This window comes from Pectobacterium wasabiae CFBP 3304 (assembly GCF_001742185.1).
GTDB classification, from domain to species: Bacteria; Pseudomonadota; Gammaproteobacteria; order Enterobacterales; family Enterobacteriaceae; genus Pectobacterium; species Pectobacterium wasabiae.
On record NZ_CP015750.1, the window covers coordinates 4,101,664 to 4,118,171 of the forward strand.

13 protein-coding genes and 1 tRNA gene are annotated in these 16,508 nt (G+C 46.7%); 9 read left to right on the plus strand and 5 right to left on the minus strand.

The genetic code is table 11. The features are described 5' to 3' along the window. The first annotated feature begins 78 nt into the window (after positions 1-78). On the plus strand, positions 79-264 hold the full coding sequence (locus A7983_RS24005) for a hypothetical protein (RefSeq protein ID WP_039488495.1): 186 nt from the start codon (positions 79-81) through the stop codon (positions 262-264). A 396-nt stretch (positions 265-660) separates the two neighbouring features. Here A7983_RS24005 and A7983_RS18755 read toward each other — a convergent pair. From A7983_RS18755 to A7983_RS23620, 3 genes are all read right to left on the minus strand, one after another. Next, a tRNA-Tyr gene (locus A7983_RS18755) sits at positions 661-745 on the minus strand. Between the two features lie 154 nt (positions 746-899). Next, a complete protein-coding gene (purU, locus tag A7983_RS18760) occupies positions 900-1,748 on the minus strand; it encodes a formyltetrahydrofolate deformylase (RefSeq protein ID WP_005968735.1) in 849 nt (282 codons plus the stop codon). Positions 1,749-1,830: 82 nt separating this feature from the next. Continuing rightward, positions 1,831-2,298 carry a YchJ family protein gene (locus A7983_RS23620; RefSeq protein ID WP_005968732.1) on the minus strand — a complete coding sequence of 156 codons (468 nt, stop codon included), beginning with the start codon at positions 2,296-2,298 and terminating at the stop codon, positions 1,831-1,833. Between the two features lie 131 nt (positions 2,299-2,429). Here A7983_RS23620 and rssA point away from each other — a divergent pair, with 131 nt between their 5' ends. The 3 genes from rssA to galU all read left to right on the plus strand — a co-directional run bounded on the left by rssA (position 2,430) and on the right by galU (position 5,592). Further along, positions 2,430-3,341 carry a patatin-like phospholipase RssA gene (gene rssA, locus A7983_RS18765; protein WP_005968730.1) on the plus strand — a complete coding sequence of 304 codons (912 nt, stop codon included), beginning with the start codon at positions 2,430-2,432 and terminating at the stop codon, positions 3,339-3,341. 116 nt (positions 3,342-3,457) lie between these two features. After that, the gene (rssB, locus tag A7983_RS18770; RefSeq protein WP_005968728.1) at positions 3,458-4,474 is read left to right on the plus strand and encodes a two-component system response regulator RssB; all 1,017 of its coding nucleotides are present in this window, start codon (positions 3,458-3,460) and stop codon (positions 4,472-4,474) included. Positions 4,475-4,680: 206 nt separating this feature from the next. Then, positions 4,681-5,592 (plus strand): UTP--glucose-1-phosphate uridylyltransferase GalU, encoded by a 912-nt coding sequence (gene galU, locus A7983_RS18775; RefSeq protein ID WP_005968726.1) that lies wholly within the window; start codon positions 4,681-4,683, stop codon positions 5,590-5,592. A 144-nt stretch (positions 5,593-5,736) separates the two neighbouring features. Here the strand turns inward: galU and hns are convergent, their stop codons facing one another. Continuing rightward, entirely contained in the window at positions 5,737-6,144 is a 408-nt protein-coding gene (gene hns / locus A7983_RS18780; RefSeq protein ID WP_005968723.1) for a histone-like nucleoid-structuring protein H-NS, read from the minus strand. 592 nt (positions 6,145-6,736) lie between these two features. Here hns and A7983_RS18785 point away from each other — a divergent pair. After that, positions 6,737-7,342 carry a thymidine kinase gene (locus tag A7983_RS18785; RefSeq protein ID WP_039477080.1) on the plus strand — a complete coding sequence of 202 codons (606 nt, stop codon included), beginning with the start codon at positions 6,737-6,739 and terminating at the stop codon, positions 7,340-7,342. A gap of 123 nt (positions 7,343-7,465) precedes the next feature. Here A7983_RS18785 and adhE read toward each other — a convergent pair whose 3' ends face one another. Next, positions 7,466-10,144 carry a bifunctional acetaldehyde-CoA/alcohol dehydrogenase gene (gene adhE / locus A7983_RS18790; RefSeq protein ID WP_005968717.1) on the minus strand — a complete coding sequence of 893 codons (2,679 nt, stop codon included), beginning with the start codon at positions 10,142-10,144 and terminating at the stop codon, positions 7,466-7,468. Between the two features lie 964 nt (positions 10,145-11,108). Here adhE and oppA (A7983_RS18795) point away from each other — a divergent pair. From oppA (A7983_RS18795) to oppC, 4 genes are all read left to right on the plus strand, one after another. After that, entirely contained in the window at positions 11,109-12,779 is a 1,671-nt protein-coding gene (oppA, locus tag A7983_RS18795; RefSeq protein WP_005968715.1) for an oligopeptide ABC transporter substrate-binding protein OppA, read from the plus strand. Between the two features lie 191 nt (positions 12,780-12,970). Further along, the gene (oppA, locus tag A7983_RS18800; RefSeq protein ID WP_005968713.1) at positions 12,971-14,608 is read left to right on the plus strand and encodes an oligopeptide ABC transporter substrate-binding protein OppA; all 1,638 of its coding nucleotides are present in this window, start codon (positions 12,971-12,973) and stop codon (positions 14,606-14,608) included. Positions 14,609-14,662: 54 nt separating this feature from the next. After that, complete coding sequence (oppB, locus tag A7983_RS18805; protein ID WP_005968711.1) at positions 14,663-15,583, plus strand: oligopeptide ABC transporter permease OppB; 921 nt, start codon at positions 14,663-14,665, stop codon at positions 15,581-15,583. 11 nt (positions 15,584-15,594) lie between these two features. Continuing rightward, positions 15,595-16,503: an oligopeptide ABC transporter permease OppC gene (gene oppC / locus A7983_RS18810; RefSeq protein ID WP_005968709.1), complete on the plus strand. Its 909-nt coding sequence runs from the start codon at positions 15,595-15,597 to the stop codon at positions 16,501-16,503. The last annotated feature ends 5 nt before the right edge of the window (positions 16,504-16,508 follow it).

Genomic DNA, 16,508 nt, shown 5'->3' on the forward strand with positions numbered 1-16,508 from the left:
GTTGTTTTTTTATCTTTTATCTTGATATGCTACGCATCCCACAACTCCACTTATAAGTCCAAATATGAATGAACTGTAATGGGCAATATCGTTATCTTCGATAGAGATGGCCAAAAAAGGGATCTTTCCATCATGGTAGGTGTAAAAATGGAAAAACATCAACAAAAAAGAGATAAGAATGCCAAAAAATTTACGATAAACATCTTCGGATGTGGTGATTTTTTTTATAGCAAGATAAGCAGGGATGAACATGAATATAGCTGAAAATATATAAAAAAGTTCCATTCCCTTAGCCTTTTCTAACTATTGTTATGTGCTATTGCGCAGGTGGTTGCACATAGTAAGGCAAATATAAACGAGCCATAAAGGATAAAGTCATTATCTTTTATGGAGACACCGATGAATGGTATTTTTCCTGCGTGAAAAATGTAAAGGTGAAAACACATGAAAAGTGTAGCCACTAGAATTGCACAAAATCTAGTATATATAAAGTAAGAGGACGTTAGCTTTTTTACAGCCAGGTATAGTGGGGCAAGAGTGACGATTGAGGATAAAATATACAACCAAGTCATAATCGTTCCATGATTACTTTTTTTACCTTCCCTAACGGGAATCTGATGCTTTAGCCTTGGGATGTAATTCAGAGGCGTTACTTTGAAATGGTGGTGGGGGAAGGATTCGAACCTTCGAAGTCTGTGACGGCAGATTTACAGTCTGCTCCCTTTGGCCGCTCGGGAACCCCACCACTGGCCTTGCTGCAAGACGCTTTCGCTTCAAGCGGGGCGCATCATATCAAATGACACGCCCCTGTAAAGTGCTATATATCAAAAATAAATGTGGTTGCCGTTTTTTTATTCCGTTCGACGCATCCTTATACAAAAAGATGTCCGATCAACCGATTACAGAATAATGGTACGGTTACCGTAGACAAAAACACGCTGAGCCAGTACACGATACAGTGCGCGACTGAGGACGTTTTTCTCAACGTCACGACCTGCACGCATCATGTCGTCACCTGAGTAAGTATGGTCAACGTGAATGACGTCCTGCATGATGATCGGACCTTCATCCAGATTATCGTTAACGTAGTGAGCTGTCGCGCCAATGATTTTTACACCACGTTCGTAAGCCTGATGATACGGGCGGGCACCGATAAAGGCAGGTAAGAACGAATGGTGGATGTTGATCACCTGGTTTGGATAATGCTGAACAAATGCAGGTGTCAGGACTCGCATGTATTTCGCCAACACGACGTAATCAGGTTTATATTGATCGATCTGCGCGATCATCTGTTGATCGTGCTCTTCGCGCGTTAACCCCTCATGGCTGACCAAATGGAAGGGGATATCAAACCGCTCGACCAGTGTCTGTAAGGTATCGTGATTACCGATGACGGCAGCGATTTCGACATCCAGGCCGCCATAGGCACTTTTCATCAACAGATCGCCCAGGCAGTGAGCTTCTTTCGTCACCAAAACCACGATGCGACGGCGGCCCGCGGCGGTTAATTCTCGAGACGAACCTTCGGGAAGCGCACTGTCCAAATCAGCTAACAGCGTGGTGTCGTTGAAAATCCCTTCCAACTCGGTCCGCATGAAAAAGCGGCCAGTGCGATGATCGACAAACTCATTGTTTTGTACGATGTTCAATTCGTGCTTATAACAAATATTCGTAATTTTCGCGATGAGCCCTTTTGCGTCGGGGCAAATGGTTCGTAATACTTTTCTTTGTATATTTTGGGATTGCATGAGCGTGTAGATCCTGTCCGAAAACTAAAATAACGATCTTATGGTAACGCAGCGGTAGGCCGCGTGGACGACTGCCGGTGTTCTATTGTCCGCAACACTTTTTGTATTTTTTGCCGGAACCACACGGGCAAGGTTCATTTCTGCCTGTCTGCATATGAACGCCGTCTATATAGTACCAGCGATTATGCTGGCGAAGGAAGCGTGAGCGTTCTCGCATTAATTCTGTTCGCTGGCTGTCGGTTTCCGATAGATAACGTGCGGCGAATTCCACATAGCCCTCGTCAGGCGTTTTTCCGGGAGACGTTGCCAGTATAGTGAGGCCTAGCCACTGTGAATTTTGACAGCTTGCAGAAATAGACTCACGCCATTTATCGGGTTGGCAATCGGGATGCCAAGTAGCGATAAGATAGTCGACATCGTGTTTGACGTAGGCGGTGTAACGCGATCGCATTAACAGAACAGGCTCGGCCGCTGTTGCGGCATGCGTGAGATAGGGTTGACAGCATGCGTTATACTGCAACCCACTGCAACAGGGGCAAGATTCTGACACAACGTCTCCTGAAGAAAATTTAAGATAAAAACTGATAGATAATAAACAGATCCCTATGCGGGATGCCGATATGTTACCTAAGAAACTCTACGTCTAGCAATGTGCGCTAAAATGAAGGGGATGGAGCAATTATGCAACGGAAAAAGATTGGCATAGCCTTGGGATCTGGGGCTGCGAAAGGATGGGCGCATATTGGGGTGTTTAATGCGTTAACAGAGCTGGGAATCGAGGTTGATGTCGTCGCGGGTTGTTCTATTGGCGCGCTGGTTGGCGCGGCATATGCGACAAACAATTTGTCCTCAATGGAGCAGTGGGTGAGAGGATTTGGCTACTGGGACGTGATTCGGTTGATGGATCTTTCCTGGCAGCGTGGCAGTTTGTTGCGTGGCGATCGTGTCTTTAATAGTGTTAAGCATTTGTTACATACAACACAGATTGAAGACTGTGCTATCAAATATGGCGTGGTGACGACAAATCTCAGCACAGGGCGTGAACTCTGGCTGACAGACGGCGATTTACACCAGGCAATGCGGGCGTCTTGCAGTATGCCTGGCTTGTTATCCCCCGTTCGATTTAACGATTACTGGCTGGTGGATGGCGCGGTGGTTAATCCTGTTCCCGTTTCTCTGGCGCGGGCAATGGGGGCTGATATCGTGATTGCCGTTGATCTCCAGCACGATGCTAGCCTTAATCATCAGGATCTGCTATCGATTAAACCAACGGCGTCAGAGGCTGACATTGATATGGAGCATGTTTCGCAAGATTGGCGTAGTAGGATTCGGGAGCGTTTATTAAGAAGCCGACGCCAGTCAGCAGAAAGTTCACCCACGGCAATGGAGATAATGAGTACATCGATACAGATTCTGGAAAATCGGTTAAAGATGACGAGAATGGCGGGCGATCCACCTGACGTATTGCTACAGCCGTATTGTCCTCAGATCGCTACGTTAGATTTTCACCGGGCGCACGAGGCGATTGAGGCGGGTTATAAAGCAGTAGCAAAGATTCGTGATGAGCTCTTGCCGTTAGCAAAAGAATTGTAGTGAAGAGCGCATGCTGTTAAGAACGCATGCACTTAAGAGCGAATAGTGTGCCGACTATCTGGTGCACTGGCGCTAAAGTAGGTGTGATTATTCGGTGTTTGAAGTAAGGGGTACTGATGGAACAACCACTAGCGGGTAAGCATATTTTAGTCATTGATGACGAGGCCGTTTTTCGATCTGTGCTCGCTGGTTATCTGACTTCTCTTGGGGCTTCGGTTCGGGAGGCGATTAATGGATTAGATGCGCTAAGTATTCTTGAACATTACCACCCCGATTTAATGATTTGCGATTTGAAAATGCCGATGATGGGAGGGATCGAGTTCCTCGAATGCCTGCGTTTGAGGGATAGCGACACGCCAATACTGGTCATTTCTGCAACCAGTCAGATGGCGGATATCGCTAAAGTCTTGCGTCTCGGTGTCCAGGACGTGTTGCTTAAACCTATTCGTGATTACACACGCTTGCGTGATGCTGTGATGTCCTGCCTCTATCCTGACATGTTTACCTCACAACTTAATGAGATGGATCAACTGATGCAGGATATGGATTCTCTCAATCAATCACCTGAAGCAATAACCAAACTGCTCGCTCAACTACAGCCGCCCGTTCAGCAAACACTTGCTCGCTGCCGCGTTAACTACCGCCAATTGACGACTGCGGAACAACCGGGGCTGGTGTTGGATATCGCCGCGCTTTCCGAGACTGAATTAGCGTTTTATTGCCTTGATGTCACTCAGGGCGCCAATAATAATGGCACGCTGGCAGCGTTACTGCTTCGGACGTTGTTCAATGGATTGCTTCAGGAACATTTGGCCGATCAGCAACATCGCTTACCGTATTTGCCGACGTTATTAAAGCAGGTAAATCAATTGCTGCGGCAGGCGAGCCTGGATGGTCGTTTTCCTTTGCTTGTAGGGTATTACCATCGGCCATTGAAACAACTGATACTGATCTCCGCTGGGCTAAACGCTACGCTAAATGTTAACGAACAACAGGTCGTATTGAATAGCGGCGTCCCTTTAGGAACGCTTGAGGGAGCCTATCTCAATCAGCTTAATTATCAGTGTGAAACATGGCAATGTCAGATATGGGGCGGTGGCGGTCGTTTACGACTCATGCTGACGACGGAATAGTCTGATAGCACGAAGCGGGCGTTAGTTTCGGTTAATACCTACTTTTCGGTATTATTTTTTATTTCCTACTATGTAGGGAGTTATCTTATTTTTATTGAACGGTAACGTTGGGACAAGCGAACCTTTGTTAAAGTCGTTATACTCCATCGGTTATCTTGCTTAGATAAATAAAGTTCATTATTTGAACGGTATATAAGAGGCTGTTTATGTCTATTGTGAATAAAAAAGTAAAAAAAGCGGTCATACCGGTTGCTGGATTAGGGACGCGTATGCTGCCTGCCACCAAAGCCATTCCTAAAGAAATGCTGCCGTTGGTAGATAAACCGCTGATCCAATATGTTGTTAATGAGTGTATCGCCGCAGGGATTAATGAAATTATTTTGGTTACACACTCATCGAAGAATTCTATTGAAAACCATTTCGATACCAGTTTTGAACTGGAAGCCATTTTGGAAAAACGTGTTAAACGTCAGCTATTGGAGGAAATTCAATCCATCTGTCCTAAACACGTTACCATTATGCAAGTACGTCAGGGATTAGCGAAAGGGTTGGGCCATGCTGTATTGTGCGCGCACCCGTTAGTTGGGGATGAGCCCGTCGCGGTTATTCTGCCAGATGTGATTATTGATGAATATGAATCCGATCTGAAGAAAGATAACCTGAGCGAAATGCTGCAACGTTTCTCTACTACAGGTCACAGCCAAATTATGGTTGAGCCAGTTGAAAATGTAAGTAGCTATGGTGTGGTTGATTGCAAAGGTGTGGAATTAAAAGCAGGGGATAGCGTCCCTATGGTCGGCGTGGTTGAAAAACCTAAAGCTTCCGAAGCACCGTCTAATTTAGCCGTCGTTGGCCGTTATGTGCTCTCTGCTGATATTTGGCCGCTGTTGGAGAAAACACCGCCGGGCGCAGGTAATGAAATTCAGTTGACCGATGCCATTGCGATGCTGATGGAAAAAGAAACGGTAGAAGCGTATCACCTGAAAGGTGTGAGCCATGACTGTGGTAATAAGCTAGGCTATATGCAGGCATTCGTAGAATATGGTTTACGTCATGACGGTTTAGGCCAGGAGTTCGCGCAATGGTTGCAGGAAACGATTGACGCAGAAGAAAAATAACAGAAGGTAATTATTGCTCTCTGTTTACAAAAAAACAGAGAGCAGCCAAAACGGCAACCATCTGCTTTCTTTTCGTAGTGGTATTATCAAATAAAAACCCCCGATTGCTATCGGGGGTTTTTAGTATTCGGTGTTTATAGACAATTACAGCAGGAAATCGTCTAAAGACTTGTTTTGCTCTTCGATTGCTTTTTTGATCACTGCTGGTGTACGCCCTTGACCAGTCCAGGTTTTAACTTCGTTGTTTTCGTCAGTGTATTGATATTTTGCAGGGCGGGCAGCGCGTTTGCTTTTTCCTGCAACTTTCACTGAACCTAAAGACTGGAATAATTCGTTAGGGTCAATACCATCGGCAATCAGCATCTCGCGATATTGTTGTAATTTACGCGCACGTTCTTCAACTTCAGCCTGAACCTGGCTATCTTCTTCGCGGCGTTCATTAACCACGACTTCCAGTTTTTCCAGCATTTCTTCTAAAGTATCCAGGGTACATTCTCTAGCCTGGGCACGCAGAGTACGGATGTTGTTAAGAATTTTTAGTGCTTCGCTCATTGTGATAATCTCAAATTAATATTATTGGTGGCGTGTAGTGTGATAATAGAGTGCTATTTTCTTTTCTGCAATAGTCAGATTTGTAAGTTTGTTAAAAAACGTCATTTTTAAAACAGAATTCACATCGTATGTTACATAAATATAAATACTTTCTGGTTATCAAAAAAATACATTTGGTATGCCGTTTTCCTACCGCATATGACGGAGAATGGCTTATTGACGTAGCGCCGTTGTTATAAGGGATGTTTATATCTTTTATCATACAGGTTGTCGGTGGTCAGCGAATGGACAATCTGTAGTCGAGGAATAGCCCATTGCACAGCGTGAAGACGAGTTGTTACAATAAGCGCTTACAACATGAAGATCATATACTCTAAATAATTCGAGTTTCAGGCAGGCGGCAAGAGAAGGATAAATTCGTCGGGAACGAATTTGCTCAGCCAACGGTTGACCTCCGGTGAGAGGCAGGTTTGAACGTTGCTTGCAGCGGCCCCAACGGGGCGAGGCCCACATAAGTGGGCCGAGTAGCGTAGCCAACGCACATGCAACTTGACGTATTACGAGTATATAGCCTGCCTTTTGGAGTAGCTGAGTGGCTCAACTTTATTTTTATTATTCTGCAATGAACGCAGGGAAATCGACGGCGCTATTGCAGTCATCATATAACTACCAGGAACGCGGGATGCGCACGCTGGTGTTCACTGCAGAAATAGATAATCGGCACGGTGTGGGGATAGTAAGTTCACGGATCGGTCTTTCTTCTCCGGCATTATTGTTTAATCCGCAGACATCTTTATTTGGATTGTTGGAGAAAGAGCACCGTACCCAACCCGTAGATTGTATATTAATTGACGAATGTCAATTTTTAACCCGTGAGCAGGTGAGTGAGCTTTCCGATGTCGTAGACCAATTAGATATCCCGGTATTGTGTTACGGGTTGCGTACTGACTTTCGCGGCGATTTGTTTTCTGGGAGTCACTATTTATTGGCGTGGGCTGATAAGTTGATCGAGTTAAAAACGGTCTGTCATTGCGGACGTAAAGCTAACTGTGTATTGCGGTTAGATGCGCAGGGTAATGCTGTCCACGAAGGGGAACAGGTCGTTATTGGCGGTAATGAAAGTTATGTTTCCGTATGCCGTAAGCATTATAAGATTGCGCTGGGATTAACCCGTAAGGAAAGCGAGTTAGATGGTTAATAGCCGTATTAATAAACTGGCGTCCTAAGATGCACCTGCGTTAGATCTCCATAACAAAAATACCCAACCCTTAGAGGGTTGGGTATAACAAAGAGATAGCCTAAGGCGGTAATTGCCGGAGCGTTAGTGTGCGGCTTTCTTACTGGTTTTGGCGGCTTTTACTACGGGTGGTTCAATCGCTTCTGTTTTTACATCTTCGGAAAACTTACGACCATAGTAAGTATCCATCAGAATTTGTTTCAATTCGGAAATCAGCGGATAGCGCGGGTTAGCGCCAGTACACTGATCGTCGAACGCATCTTCAGACAACTTATCGACCTTCGCCAGGAAATCGGCTTCCTGTACGCCAGCGTCACGGATGGACGTCGGGATCCCCAACTCAGTCTTTATTTCTTCCAACCAGTTCAGCAATTTCTCGATTTTCTGCGCGGTACGATCGCTGGGGGCTGTCAAGCGCAGGTGGTCAGCGACTTCCGCGTAACGACGGCGAGCCTGAGGGCGGTCATACTGGCTGAACGTCGTCTGCTTGGTCGGGTTGTCGTTCGCGTTATAGCGAATCACGTTTGAGATTAGTAGGGCGTTTGCCAGACCGTGCGGAATATGGAACTCCGAGCCTAACTTGTGCGCCATTGAGTGACAGACGCCGAGGAAGGCGTTGGCAAATGCGATACCTGCAATCGTTGCGGCGTTATGCACGCGTTCACGGGCAACCGGGTTTTTGGCTCCGTCACGGTAGCTGTCTGGCAGATTCTCTTTTAGTAACTTCAACGCTTGTAGCGCCTGTCCGTCCGAATATTCGTTTGCCAGCACGGAAACATAGGCTTCCAGTGAGTGCGTTACGGCATCGAGCCCACCAAATGCACACAGCGATTTCGGCATGTTCATTACCAGGTTAGCATCAACAATCGCCATATCTGGCGTCAGCGCATAGTCTGCCAACGGATATTTCTGCCCGGTTGCATCGTCCGTCACTACGGCAAACGGCGTAACCTCGGAACCCGTACCGGATGTGGTGGTTATCGCCACCATTTTGGCTTTGACGCCCATTTTCGGGAACTTGTAGATACGTTTACGGATATCCATAAAGCGCAGTGCCAACTCTTCGAAGTGCGTTGTCGGGTGTTCATACATTACCCACATGATCTTCGCCGCATCCATTGGCGAGCCGCCGCCCAGCGCAATAATCACATCTGGCTTGAAGGAGTGCATTTGCTCTGCACCTTTACGCACGATGCTCAGTGTCGGATCGGCCTCAACTTCAAAGAAAACCTTGGTTTCCAGTCCGTGATGTTTCAGTACGGACGTGACCTGATCGACATAACCGTTGTTGAACAGGAAACGGTCGGTCACGATAAATGCACGTTTTGCACCATCGGAGGCGACTTCTTCAAGTGCGATTGGCAGTGAGCCGCGACGGAAATAAATAGACTTGGGAAGTTTATGCCACAACATATTCTCTGCTCGCTTGGCTACCGTTTTCTTGTTGATCAAGTGCTTCGGACCGACGTTTTCGGAGATGGAGTTTCCGCCCCAGGAGCCGCAGCCCAGCGTCAGAGACGGCGCGAGTTTGAAGTTGTAGAGATCGCCGATACCGCCCTGAGAAGCCGGAGTATTAATCAGGATGCGTGCCGTTTTCATCATATTACCGAAATGATTTACGCGTTCTGGCTGATTGTCCTGATCGGTATATAGGCAGGATGTGTGACCGATGCCACCCATTGCTACCAGTTTTTCCGCTTTAATGACGGCGTCGTTGAAGTCTTTCGCACGGTACATCGCCAGTGTCGGAGACAGTTTTTCATGGGCAAACGGCTCGGATTCATCGACGGCCGTTACTTCACCGATCAGCACTTTGGTGTTTGCTGGGACGGTGATGCCTGCCATTTCTGCGATTTTCGGTGCTGGTTGGCCCACAATGTCGGCATTCAATGAACCGTTTTTTAGCAGAATGCCCTGTACGGCATGAAGTTCTTTGCCTTTCAGCATGTAGCCGCCGTGGGTAGCAAAACGCTCACGCACGGCATCATAGGCACTGTCTACCACGATGACAGACTGCTCGGACGCACAAATGACACCGTTATCGAAGGTTTTCGACATCAAAATAGAGGCGACGGCGCGCTTGATGTCCGCGGTTTCGTCAACGACAACGGGGGTGTTACCGGCACCTACGCCGATTGCTGGTTTACCTGAGCTGTACGCGGCCTTCACCATACCTGGGCCACCAGTAGCCAGAATCAGGTTGATATCCGGGTGGTGCATCAGTTGGTTAGACAACTCGACAGAAGGCTGGTCAATCCAGCCGATGATATCTTTCGGTGCGCCTGCGGCAATCGCCGCTTGCAGCACAATATCTGCTGCTTTATTGGTCGCGTTTTTTGCACGCGGATGAGGAGAGAAGATAATTCCGTTACGGGTCTTCAGGCTGATCAGCGCTTTAAAAATCGCGGTAGAAGTGGGGTTGGTGGTGGGAACAATACCGCAAATCAGGCCAATAGGCTCTGCAATGGTGATGGTACCGAAAGTGTCATCAGTAGAGAGGATGCCGCAGGTTTTTTCATCCTGATAGGCGTTATAAATGTATTCAGATGCGAAGTGGTTTTTGATGACTTTATCTTCCACGATCCCCATGCCAGATTCGGCAACCGCCATTTTTGCCAGCGGGATACGGGCATCCGATGCAGCGAGTGCGGCAGCGCGGAAGATCTTATCTACTTGTTCCTGAGTGTAAGTGGCAAATTCCTGCTGTGCCTTTCTTACTCTTTCGACCAATGCGTTAAGTTCAGCAACGTTGGTTACGGCCATAATGCTCTCCTGATAAATGTTAAACTCTTTCAGTCAATGGTTCGCCGGATAGAACAGTATAGATAAACGAGAAGAGGGCGTTTCCGTTACCTTGCTATTCTTTTCTGCCTATTTCACATCAATTGACTCAAAGAGCTTGTCAGTTACGGTTATAGTGCGATCGCTGTTTTTTAAAATACTGTAATCGCTGATATCGTAAATTTTTAAAATATTGTTTTGAAAATACGTAAAAATTAATATTATTTGCGCATTCATTACCGCATGGAATGAGCATACCCATTTGTGGGTGCTTTTTTTGTGATCAATATCGAATTTTCTTTAAGCTGACACCATTCAGCACGCTGGTGTTGATAGTGACTATCATTAATGAAGTATGACCAGAGATTTTCCTACCCAGAATGGGGCGGTAAGAGACGGTTGTGGCGTCAATACTGAGAGTTAGCCGTTCGCATAAAACGTAGTCGTATAAATAGTGCTTATATCTTAATCGAATGCGTCATTTTGCACGCAGTCAATAGCAGAGAAATGGAGGGCTAATATCGAGCTTTGTTAGTAATAAAATTGTTAAAATAATAACATTTCGGTCAGATAATGACGAGGACAGGTAAGCTCTTGTCATCATTTTTGTGCTGTTAAAACGATGAAATTCACTACGATGTTTTTTTGCTCAAAATCTATAAATTGCTGAATATTTAAAAAATACTTGAAAATAAAAACAAAAAACATTGATTATCATGGGGTTAAATATTGCTTCGGCGTGTTGTGATGAAATTTTATCGGACCGTGGTGAAGAAAATTAAGCAACATCAATGTAAAAATATTGGCGAATGTGTCTGCTTTTGATAGCTTCGAGTGTCGACCTATTATTCTTTATGTATTCATAAAATAATCTTATGATTTATTTGAATAATGGGCGTTCTTTTCTGCTCTATGTTGATGACGATCTTTATGCATAGAATCCGGTATGGCGTTGTATCAAGACAGGGGCGTTTATAAAGTGAAAACTCGCAAAACAAAACGATGCTTTGTTACCAGTATGATTGCCACAGCAGTGATGGCGTCATGCGTGAATGTCCAGGCTGCTAATGTACCCGCTGGTGTTGAGCTGGCGAAAGAACAGGTTCTGGTGAGAAACAATGGCGCTGAAGTGTCATCGCTGGACCCAAATAAAATAGAAGGTACACCGGAATCCAATGTTGCGCGCGATCTCTATGAAGGGTTGGTGATTTCCGATCCTGATGGACACCCGATTCCTGGCGTGGCTGAGCGTTGGGAAAGCAGCGACTTTAAAGTCTGGACGTTCCATTTACGCAAAAATGCCAAGTGGTCAAATGGCGAACCCGTTACCGCCCAGGATTTTGTTTATAGTTGGCAACGTCTGGCCGATCCGAAAACCGTTTCCCCTTATGCCAGCTATTTGCAATATGGTCATCTGTTGAATATTGATGACATTATTGCCAGCAAAAAATCGCCTGATACGCTGGGCGTAAAAGCACTCGACGACCATACGTTGGAAGTCACATTAAGTGAACCGATCCCTTACTTTTATAAATTACTGAATCACTCGTCCATGTCCCCGGTAAATAAAGCTGCGGTGGAGAAATTTGGTGATAAATGGACCCAGCCGGAAAACTGGGTGGGAAATGGCGCTTATCGTCTTAAATCTTGGGTCGTGAATGAGAAATTGGTGCTGGAGCGTAATACCCAATATTGGGATAACGCCAAGACCGTGATTAATCAGGTCACCTATCTGCCGATTGCGTCTGAAGTGACGGATGTTAACCGTTACCGCGCGGGTGAAATTGATGTCACCCATAATAAATTACCGATCGAACTATTCCAGAAGCTAAAAAAAGAAATCCCACAAGAAATTAACATCGATCCCTACCTCTGCACCTATTATTACGAAATCAATAACCAGAAACCGCCCTTTAACGATGTACGGGTGCGTACTGCGCTGCGCATGGGGCTTGATCAGGACATATTAACCAATAAAGTTAAAAATCAGGGTGATATTCCGGCCTATGGCTATATCCCTCCTTTTACCGACGGTCTGAAAGCGCATACGCCAGAATGGTTTACCTGGCCGCAGGCGAAACGTAATGAAGAAGCAAAAAAATTGCTGGCGCAAGCGGGCTATACGGCAGAGAAACCGCTGACGTTTAATTTGCTCTATAACTCGTCAGATTTACATAAAAAGCTGGCCATTGCGGCGGCATCGGTCTGGAAACAGAATCTGGGTGTCAACGCAAAGTTGGAGAATCAGGAGTGGAAAACCTATCTCAGCACGCGTCATCAAGGGGGATATGATGTCGCCCGAGCCGGATGGTGTGCAGACTATAACGAACCGACGTCGTTCTTGAATAGTATGTTGTCAGACAGTAGCAACAATACGGGTCATTATAAGAGCGCAGCATTTGACAAACTGATGGCACAAGCTGTTCAGGCGAAAACGGATGAAGAACGTGCGCAGGTTTACCAGCAGGCGGAATCACAGTTGGATAATGATGCCGTCATCGTGCCGGTCTATTACTACGTGAATACCCGGTTGATCAAACCTTATGTCGGCGGTATTACAGGTAAAGACCCGTTGGATAACATACGGGTGAAAGATCTCTATATCATTAAGCATTAATCCGCTGCTGTTTACGGTTTGATGCAAATGAAGTGAGCGAGCAGCGATTAATTTGGTGTTTACTCTATGCTTACCCATTCCCACTGTATAGGAATGGGCGTGAGTTGAATCGATTAATCGTTTTTCTCACAGGGCATTAATTCAGGAACCGTGTAGGTATCACTCACACGACAACATTACAGGAGAAAATAATGACACACATCACAACTAAAAAAAGAATAGCGGCCGCTATTATCGCGGCATTGAGTAGTACGATGGCTGTTTCTGCCTTCGCCGCGGCCGTTCCCGCTGGCGTTCAGTTAGCAGAAAAACAGGAATTGGTTCGTAACAATGGCGCGGAAGTGTCCTCCCTTGATCCGCATAAAATCGAAGGCGTACCCGAATCCAATGTATCACGCGATCTGCTGGAAGGGCTGGTCATTTCCGACGTTAACGGTAAAACCAGCCCCGGTGTAGCGGAAAGCTGGGATCACAAAGAGTTTAAAGTGTGGACGTTCCACCTGCGTAAAGATGCCAAATGGTCCAATGGTGAGCCAGTTACCGCGCAAGATTTCGTCTACAGTTGGCAGCGTCTGGCCGATCCCAAGACGGCATCGCCTTATTCTAGCTACCTGCAATATGGCCACTTGCTCAATATCGATGACATCATCGCCGGCAAAAAATCTCCAGATACATTAGGCGTGAAAGCGATCGACGATCATACGTTGGAGGTCACGCTTTCCGAAGCCGTCCCTTACTTCTATAAGTTGCCGGTTTATGTCGCGATGTCGCCTGTTAATAAAGCCGTTGTTGAAAAATTCGGCGAAAAATGGACGCAGCCGCAAAACTGGGTCGGTAATGGTGCCTACAAGCTGAAAAGTTGGATCGTGAACGAAAAACTGGTATTGGAACGCAACCCGCAATATTGGGACAACGCGCATACCGTGATCAATCAGGTGACGTACCTGCCTATTTCTTCGGAAGTGACTGATGTGAACCGCTACCGCAGCGGTGAAATTGATATGACATACAATCAGTTGCCGATTGAACTCTTTCAAAAATTAAAGAAAGAGATCCCCGATGAGGTGAAGGTTAACCCGTACCTGTGCACTTATTATTATGAAATTAACAACCAGAAGCCGCCGTTTAACGATGTTCGTGTAAGAACAGCGTTACGCCTGGGCATAAGTCAGGATATTCTGACCAATAAAGTGAAAAATCAGGGTGATATTCCAGCCTATGGTTTTGTACCGCCGTATATCGATGGTTTCAAAGCAGAAACACCAGAATGGTTCACCTGGTCACAGGAAAAACGTAACGCAGAAGCGAAAAAACTGCTGGCGGAAGCCGGGTACACCGCAGAAAAACCACTGACGTTTAATTTGCTCTATAACACATCCGATTTGCATAAAAAGATGGCGATTGCCGCATCCTCTATCTGGAAGCAAAATATCGGTGTGGATGTGAAGCTGGAAAATCAGGAATGGAAAACGTTCCTTAGCTCTCGCCAGCAGGGAACGCAAGATCTGGCGCGTGGAGGGTGGTGTGCAGATTATAACGAACCGTCTACCTTCCTAAACAGTATGCTGTCTGACAGCAGCAATAATAAGTCACACTATAAGAGCAAAGAGTTTGATGCGCTGATCGTGAAATCCTTACAGGTGAAAACCGATGAGGAGCGCGCCGTTGTTTACCAGCAGGCTGAAGCATTGCTGAATAAAGACGCAGTCATCATACCGGTCTATTACTATGCGAATACCCGTTTGGTGAAGACGTATGTGGGGGGCTTAACAGGTAAAGATCCCCAGGATAATGTCTACGTGAAAGATCTTTATATCATCAAGCACTAATAATAATGGCTGGCGGCACGCAACGATGTCGCCAGCTTTTTATAGGTACGAGCAATGTTAAAATTTATTCTTCGCCGCTGCTTAGAGGCGATCCCGACACTATTTATTCTGATCACCATCTCATTCTTCATGATGCGATTGGCACCCGGCAGCCCCTTTACCGGGGAGCGTAATTTACCGCCGGAAGTGATGGCCAATATTGAGGCCAAATATCATCTGAACGATCCCATACTGACGCAGTACGGTAACTATTTACTGCAATTGGTGCAGGGTGATTTCGGTCCTTCTTTTAAATACAAAGACTATTCCGTGAACGATCTGGTCGCGACGTCTTTCCCGGTTTCTGCAAAATTAGGGTTTGCGGCATTCATTCTCGCCATTGTTTTTGGTGTGAGCGCTGGTGTGATCGCTGCGCTGAATCAAAATACGAAATGGGACTACACCGTGATGGGCTTTGCCATGACGGGGGTGGTTATTCCCAGCTTTGTCGTTGCACCGTTATTGGTGCTGATTTTTGCCATTACGCTACGTTGGTTGCCCGGCGGTGGCTGGAACGGCGGGGCACCGAAATACATCATTTTACCGATGGTGGCGCTGTCGTTGTCTTATATCGCCAGTATCGCGCGTATCACCCGAGGTTCGATGATCGAGGTCTTGCACTCTAACTTTATCCGCACGGCCCGCGCCAAGGGGCTACCGATGCGTCGTATCGTCCTGCGCCATGCGTTAAAACCCGCATTGCTGCCTGTGCTTTCCTATATGGGGCCAGCATTTGTCGGGATTATTACTGGTTCAATGGTCATTGAAACCATCTTTGGCTTGCCGGGTATTGGGCAACTATTTGTGAATGGTGCGCTGAACCGCGATTACTCACTGGTACTGAGCCTGACAATTTTAGTCGGCGGCTTAACCATTTTATTTAATGCGATCATTGACGTGCTCTACGCTGTTATCGATCCGAAAATTCGCTATTAATTGGGGGCGCTATGTTTTGGAATCGAAAAAACGTTGAAGCGTTAGAGAACTTCACCGAGCAGTCTGAGATTGAAGGGCGCAGCCTGTGGCAAGATGCACGTCTGCGCTTTATCCATAATCGCGCGGCGCTGGCTAGTCTATTCACTCTGGCTGTGATTACTCTTTTCGTGGTTTTTGCGCCGATGCTGTCTGCATTTGACTACGCCGATACGGATTGGGGAATGATGTCAGCCGCCCCGGATATGACGTCTGGGCACTATTTCGGCACGGATTCTTCTGGCCGCGACCTGCTGGTTCGCGTTGCCATCGGTGGCCGCGTTTCGCTGATGGTCGGCGTGGCGGCAGCGCTGGTTGCTGTGATTGTCGGGACGCTGTATGGCGCGATGTCCGGCTATCTGGGAGGGAAAGTGGATTCGGTGATGATGCGTCTGCTGGAGATCCTCAACTCATTCCCGTTCATGTTCTTCGTTATTCTGCTGGTCACGTTCTTCGGGCAAAACATGCTGCTGATCTTCGTGGCTATCGGCATGGTGTCCTGGCTGGATATGGCGCGTATCGTGCGCGGTCAGACGCTGAGTTTGAAACGTAAAGAGTTTATTGAAGCCGCAATGGTTTCCGGTGTCTCCACGCGCGGTATCGTTTTACGTCACATTGTTCCTAATGTGCTCGGCGTGGTAGTGGTTTATGCCTCTTTGCTGGTGCCAAGCATGATTCTGTTCGAATCCTTCCTGAGCTTCCTCGGTCTGGGAACGCAAGAGCCGTTAAGCAGTTGGGGCGCTTTGCTGAATGATGGTGCGAACTCAATGGAAGTGTCGCCGTGGTTACTGTTCTATCCGGCGGCGTTTCTGGTTGTCACGCTGTTTTGTTTTAACTTTATCGGCGATGGCCTGCGTGATGCCCTCGACCCGAAAGATCGCTGAGGAGT

Bases quoted from the DNA above. Each gene is read 5' to 3' on its own strand.
- A7983_RS24005 (WP_039488495.1), top strand. From the start codon at position 79: ATGGGCAATATCGTTATCTTCGATAGAGATGGCCAAAAAAGGGATCTT.
- purU (WP_005968735.1), bottom strand. From the start codon at position 1,748: ATGCAATCCCAAAATATACAAAGAAAAGTATTACGAACCATTTGCCCC.
- rssA (WP_005968730.1), top strand. From the start codon at position 2,430: ATGCAACGGAAAAAGATTGGCATAGCCTTGGGATCTGGGGCTGCGAAA.
- rssB (WP_005968728.1), top strand. From the start codon at position 3,458: ATGGAACAACCACTAGCGGGTAAGCATATTTTAGTCATTGATGACGAG.
- galU (WP_005968726.1), top strand. From the start codon at position 4,681: ATGTCTATTGTGAATAAAAAAGTAAAAAAAGCGGTCATACCGGTTGCT.
- hns (WP_005968723.1), bottom strand. From the start codon at position 6,144: ATGAGCGAAGCACTAAAAATTCTTAACAACATCCGTACTCTGCGTGCC.
- adhE (WP_005968717.1), bottom strand. From the start codon at position 10,144: ATGGCCGTAACCAACGTTGCTGAACTTAACGCATTGGTCGAAAGAGTA.
- oppA (WP_005968715.1), top strand. From the start codon at position 11,109: ATGGCGTTGTATCAAGACAGGGGCGTTTATAAAGTGAAAACTCGCAAA.
- oppA (WP_005968713.1), top strand. From the start codon at position 12,971: ATGACACACATCACAACTAAAAAAAGAATAGCGGCCGCTATTATCGCG.
- oppB (WP_005968711.1), top strand. From the start codon at position 14,663: ATGTTAAAATTTATTCTTCGCCGCTGCTTAGAGGCGATCCCGACACTA.
- oppC (WP_005968709.1), top strand. From the start codon at position 15,595: ATGTTTTGGAATCGAAAAAACGTTGAAGCGTTAGAGAACTTCACCGAG.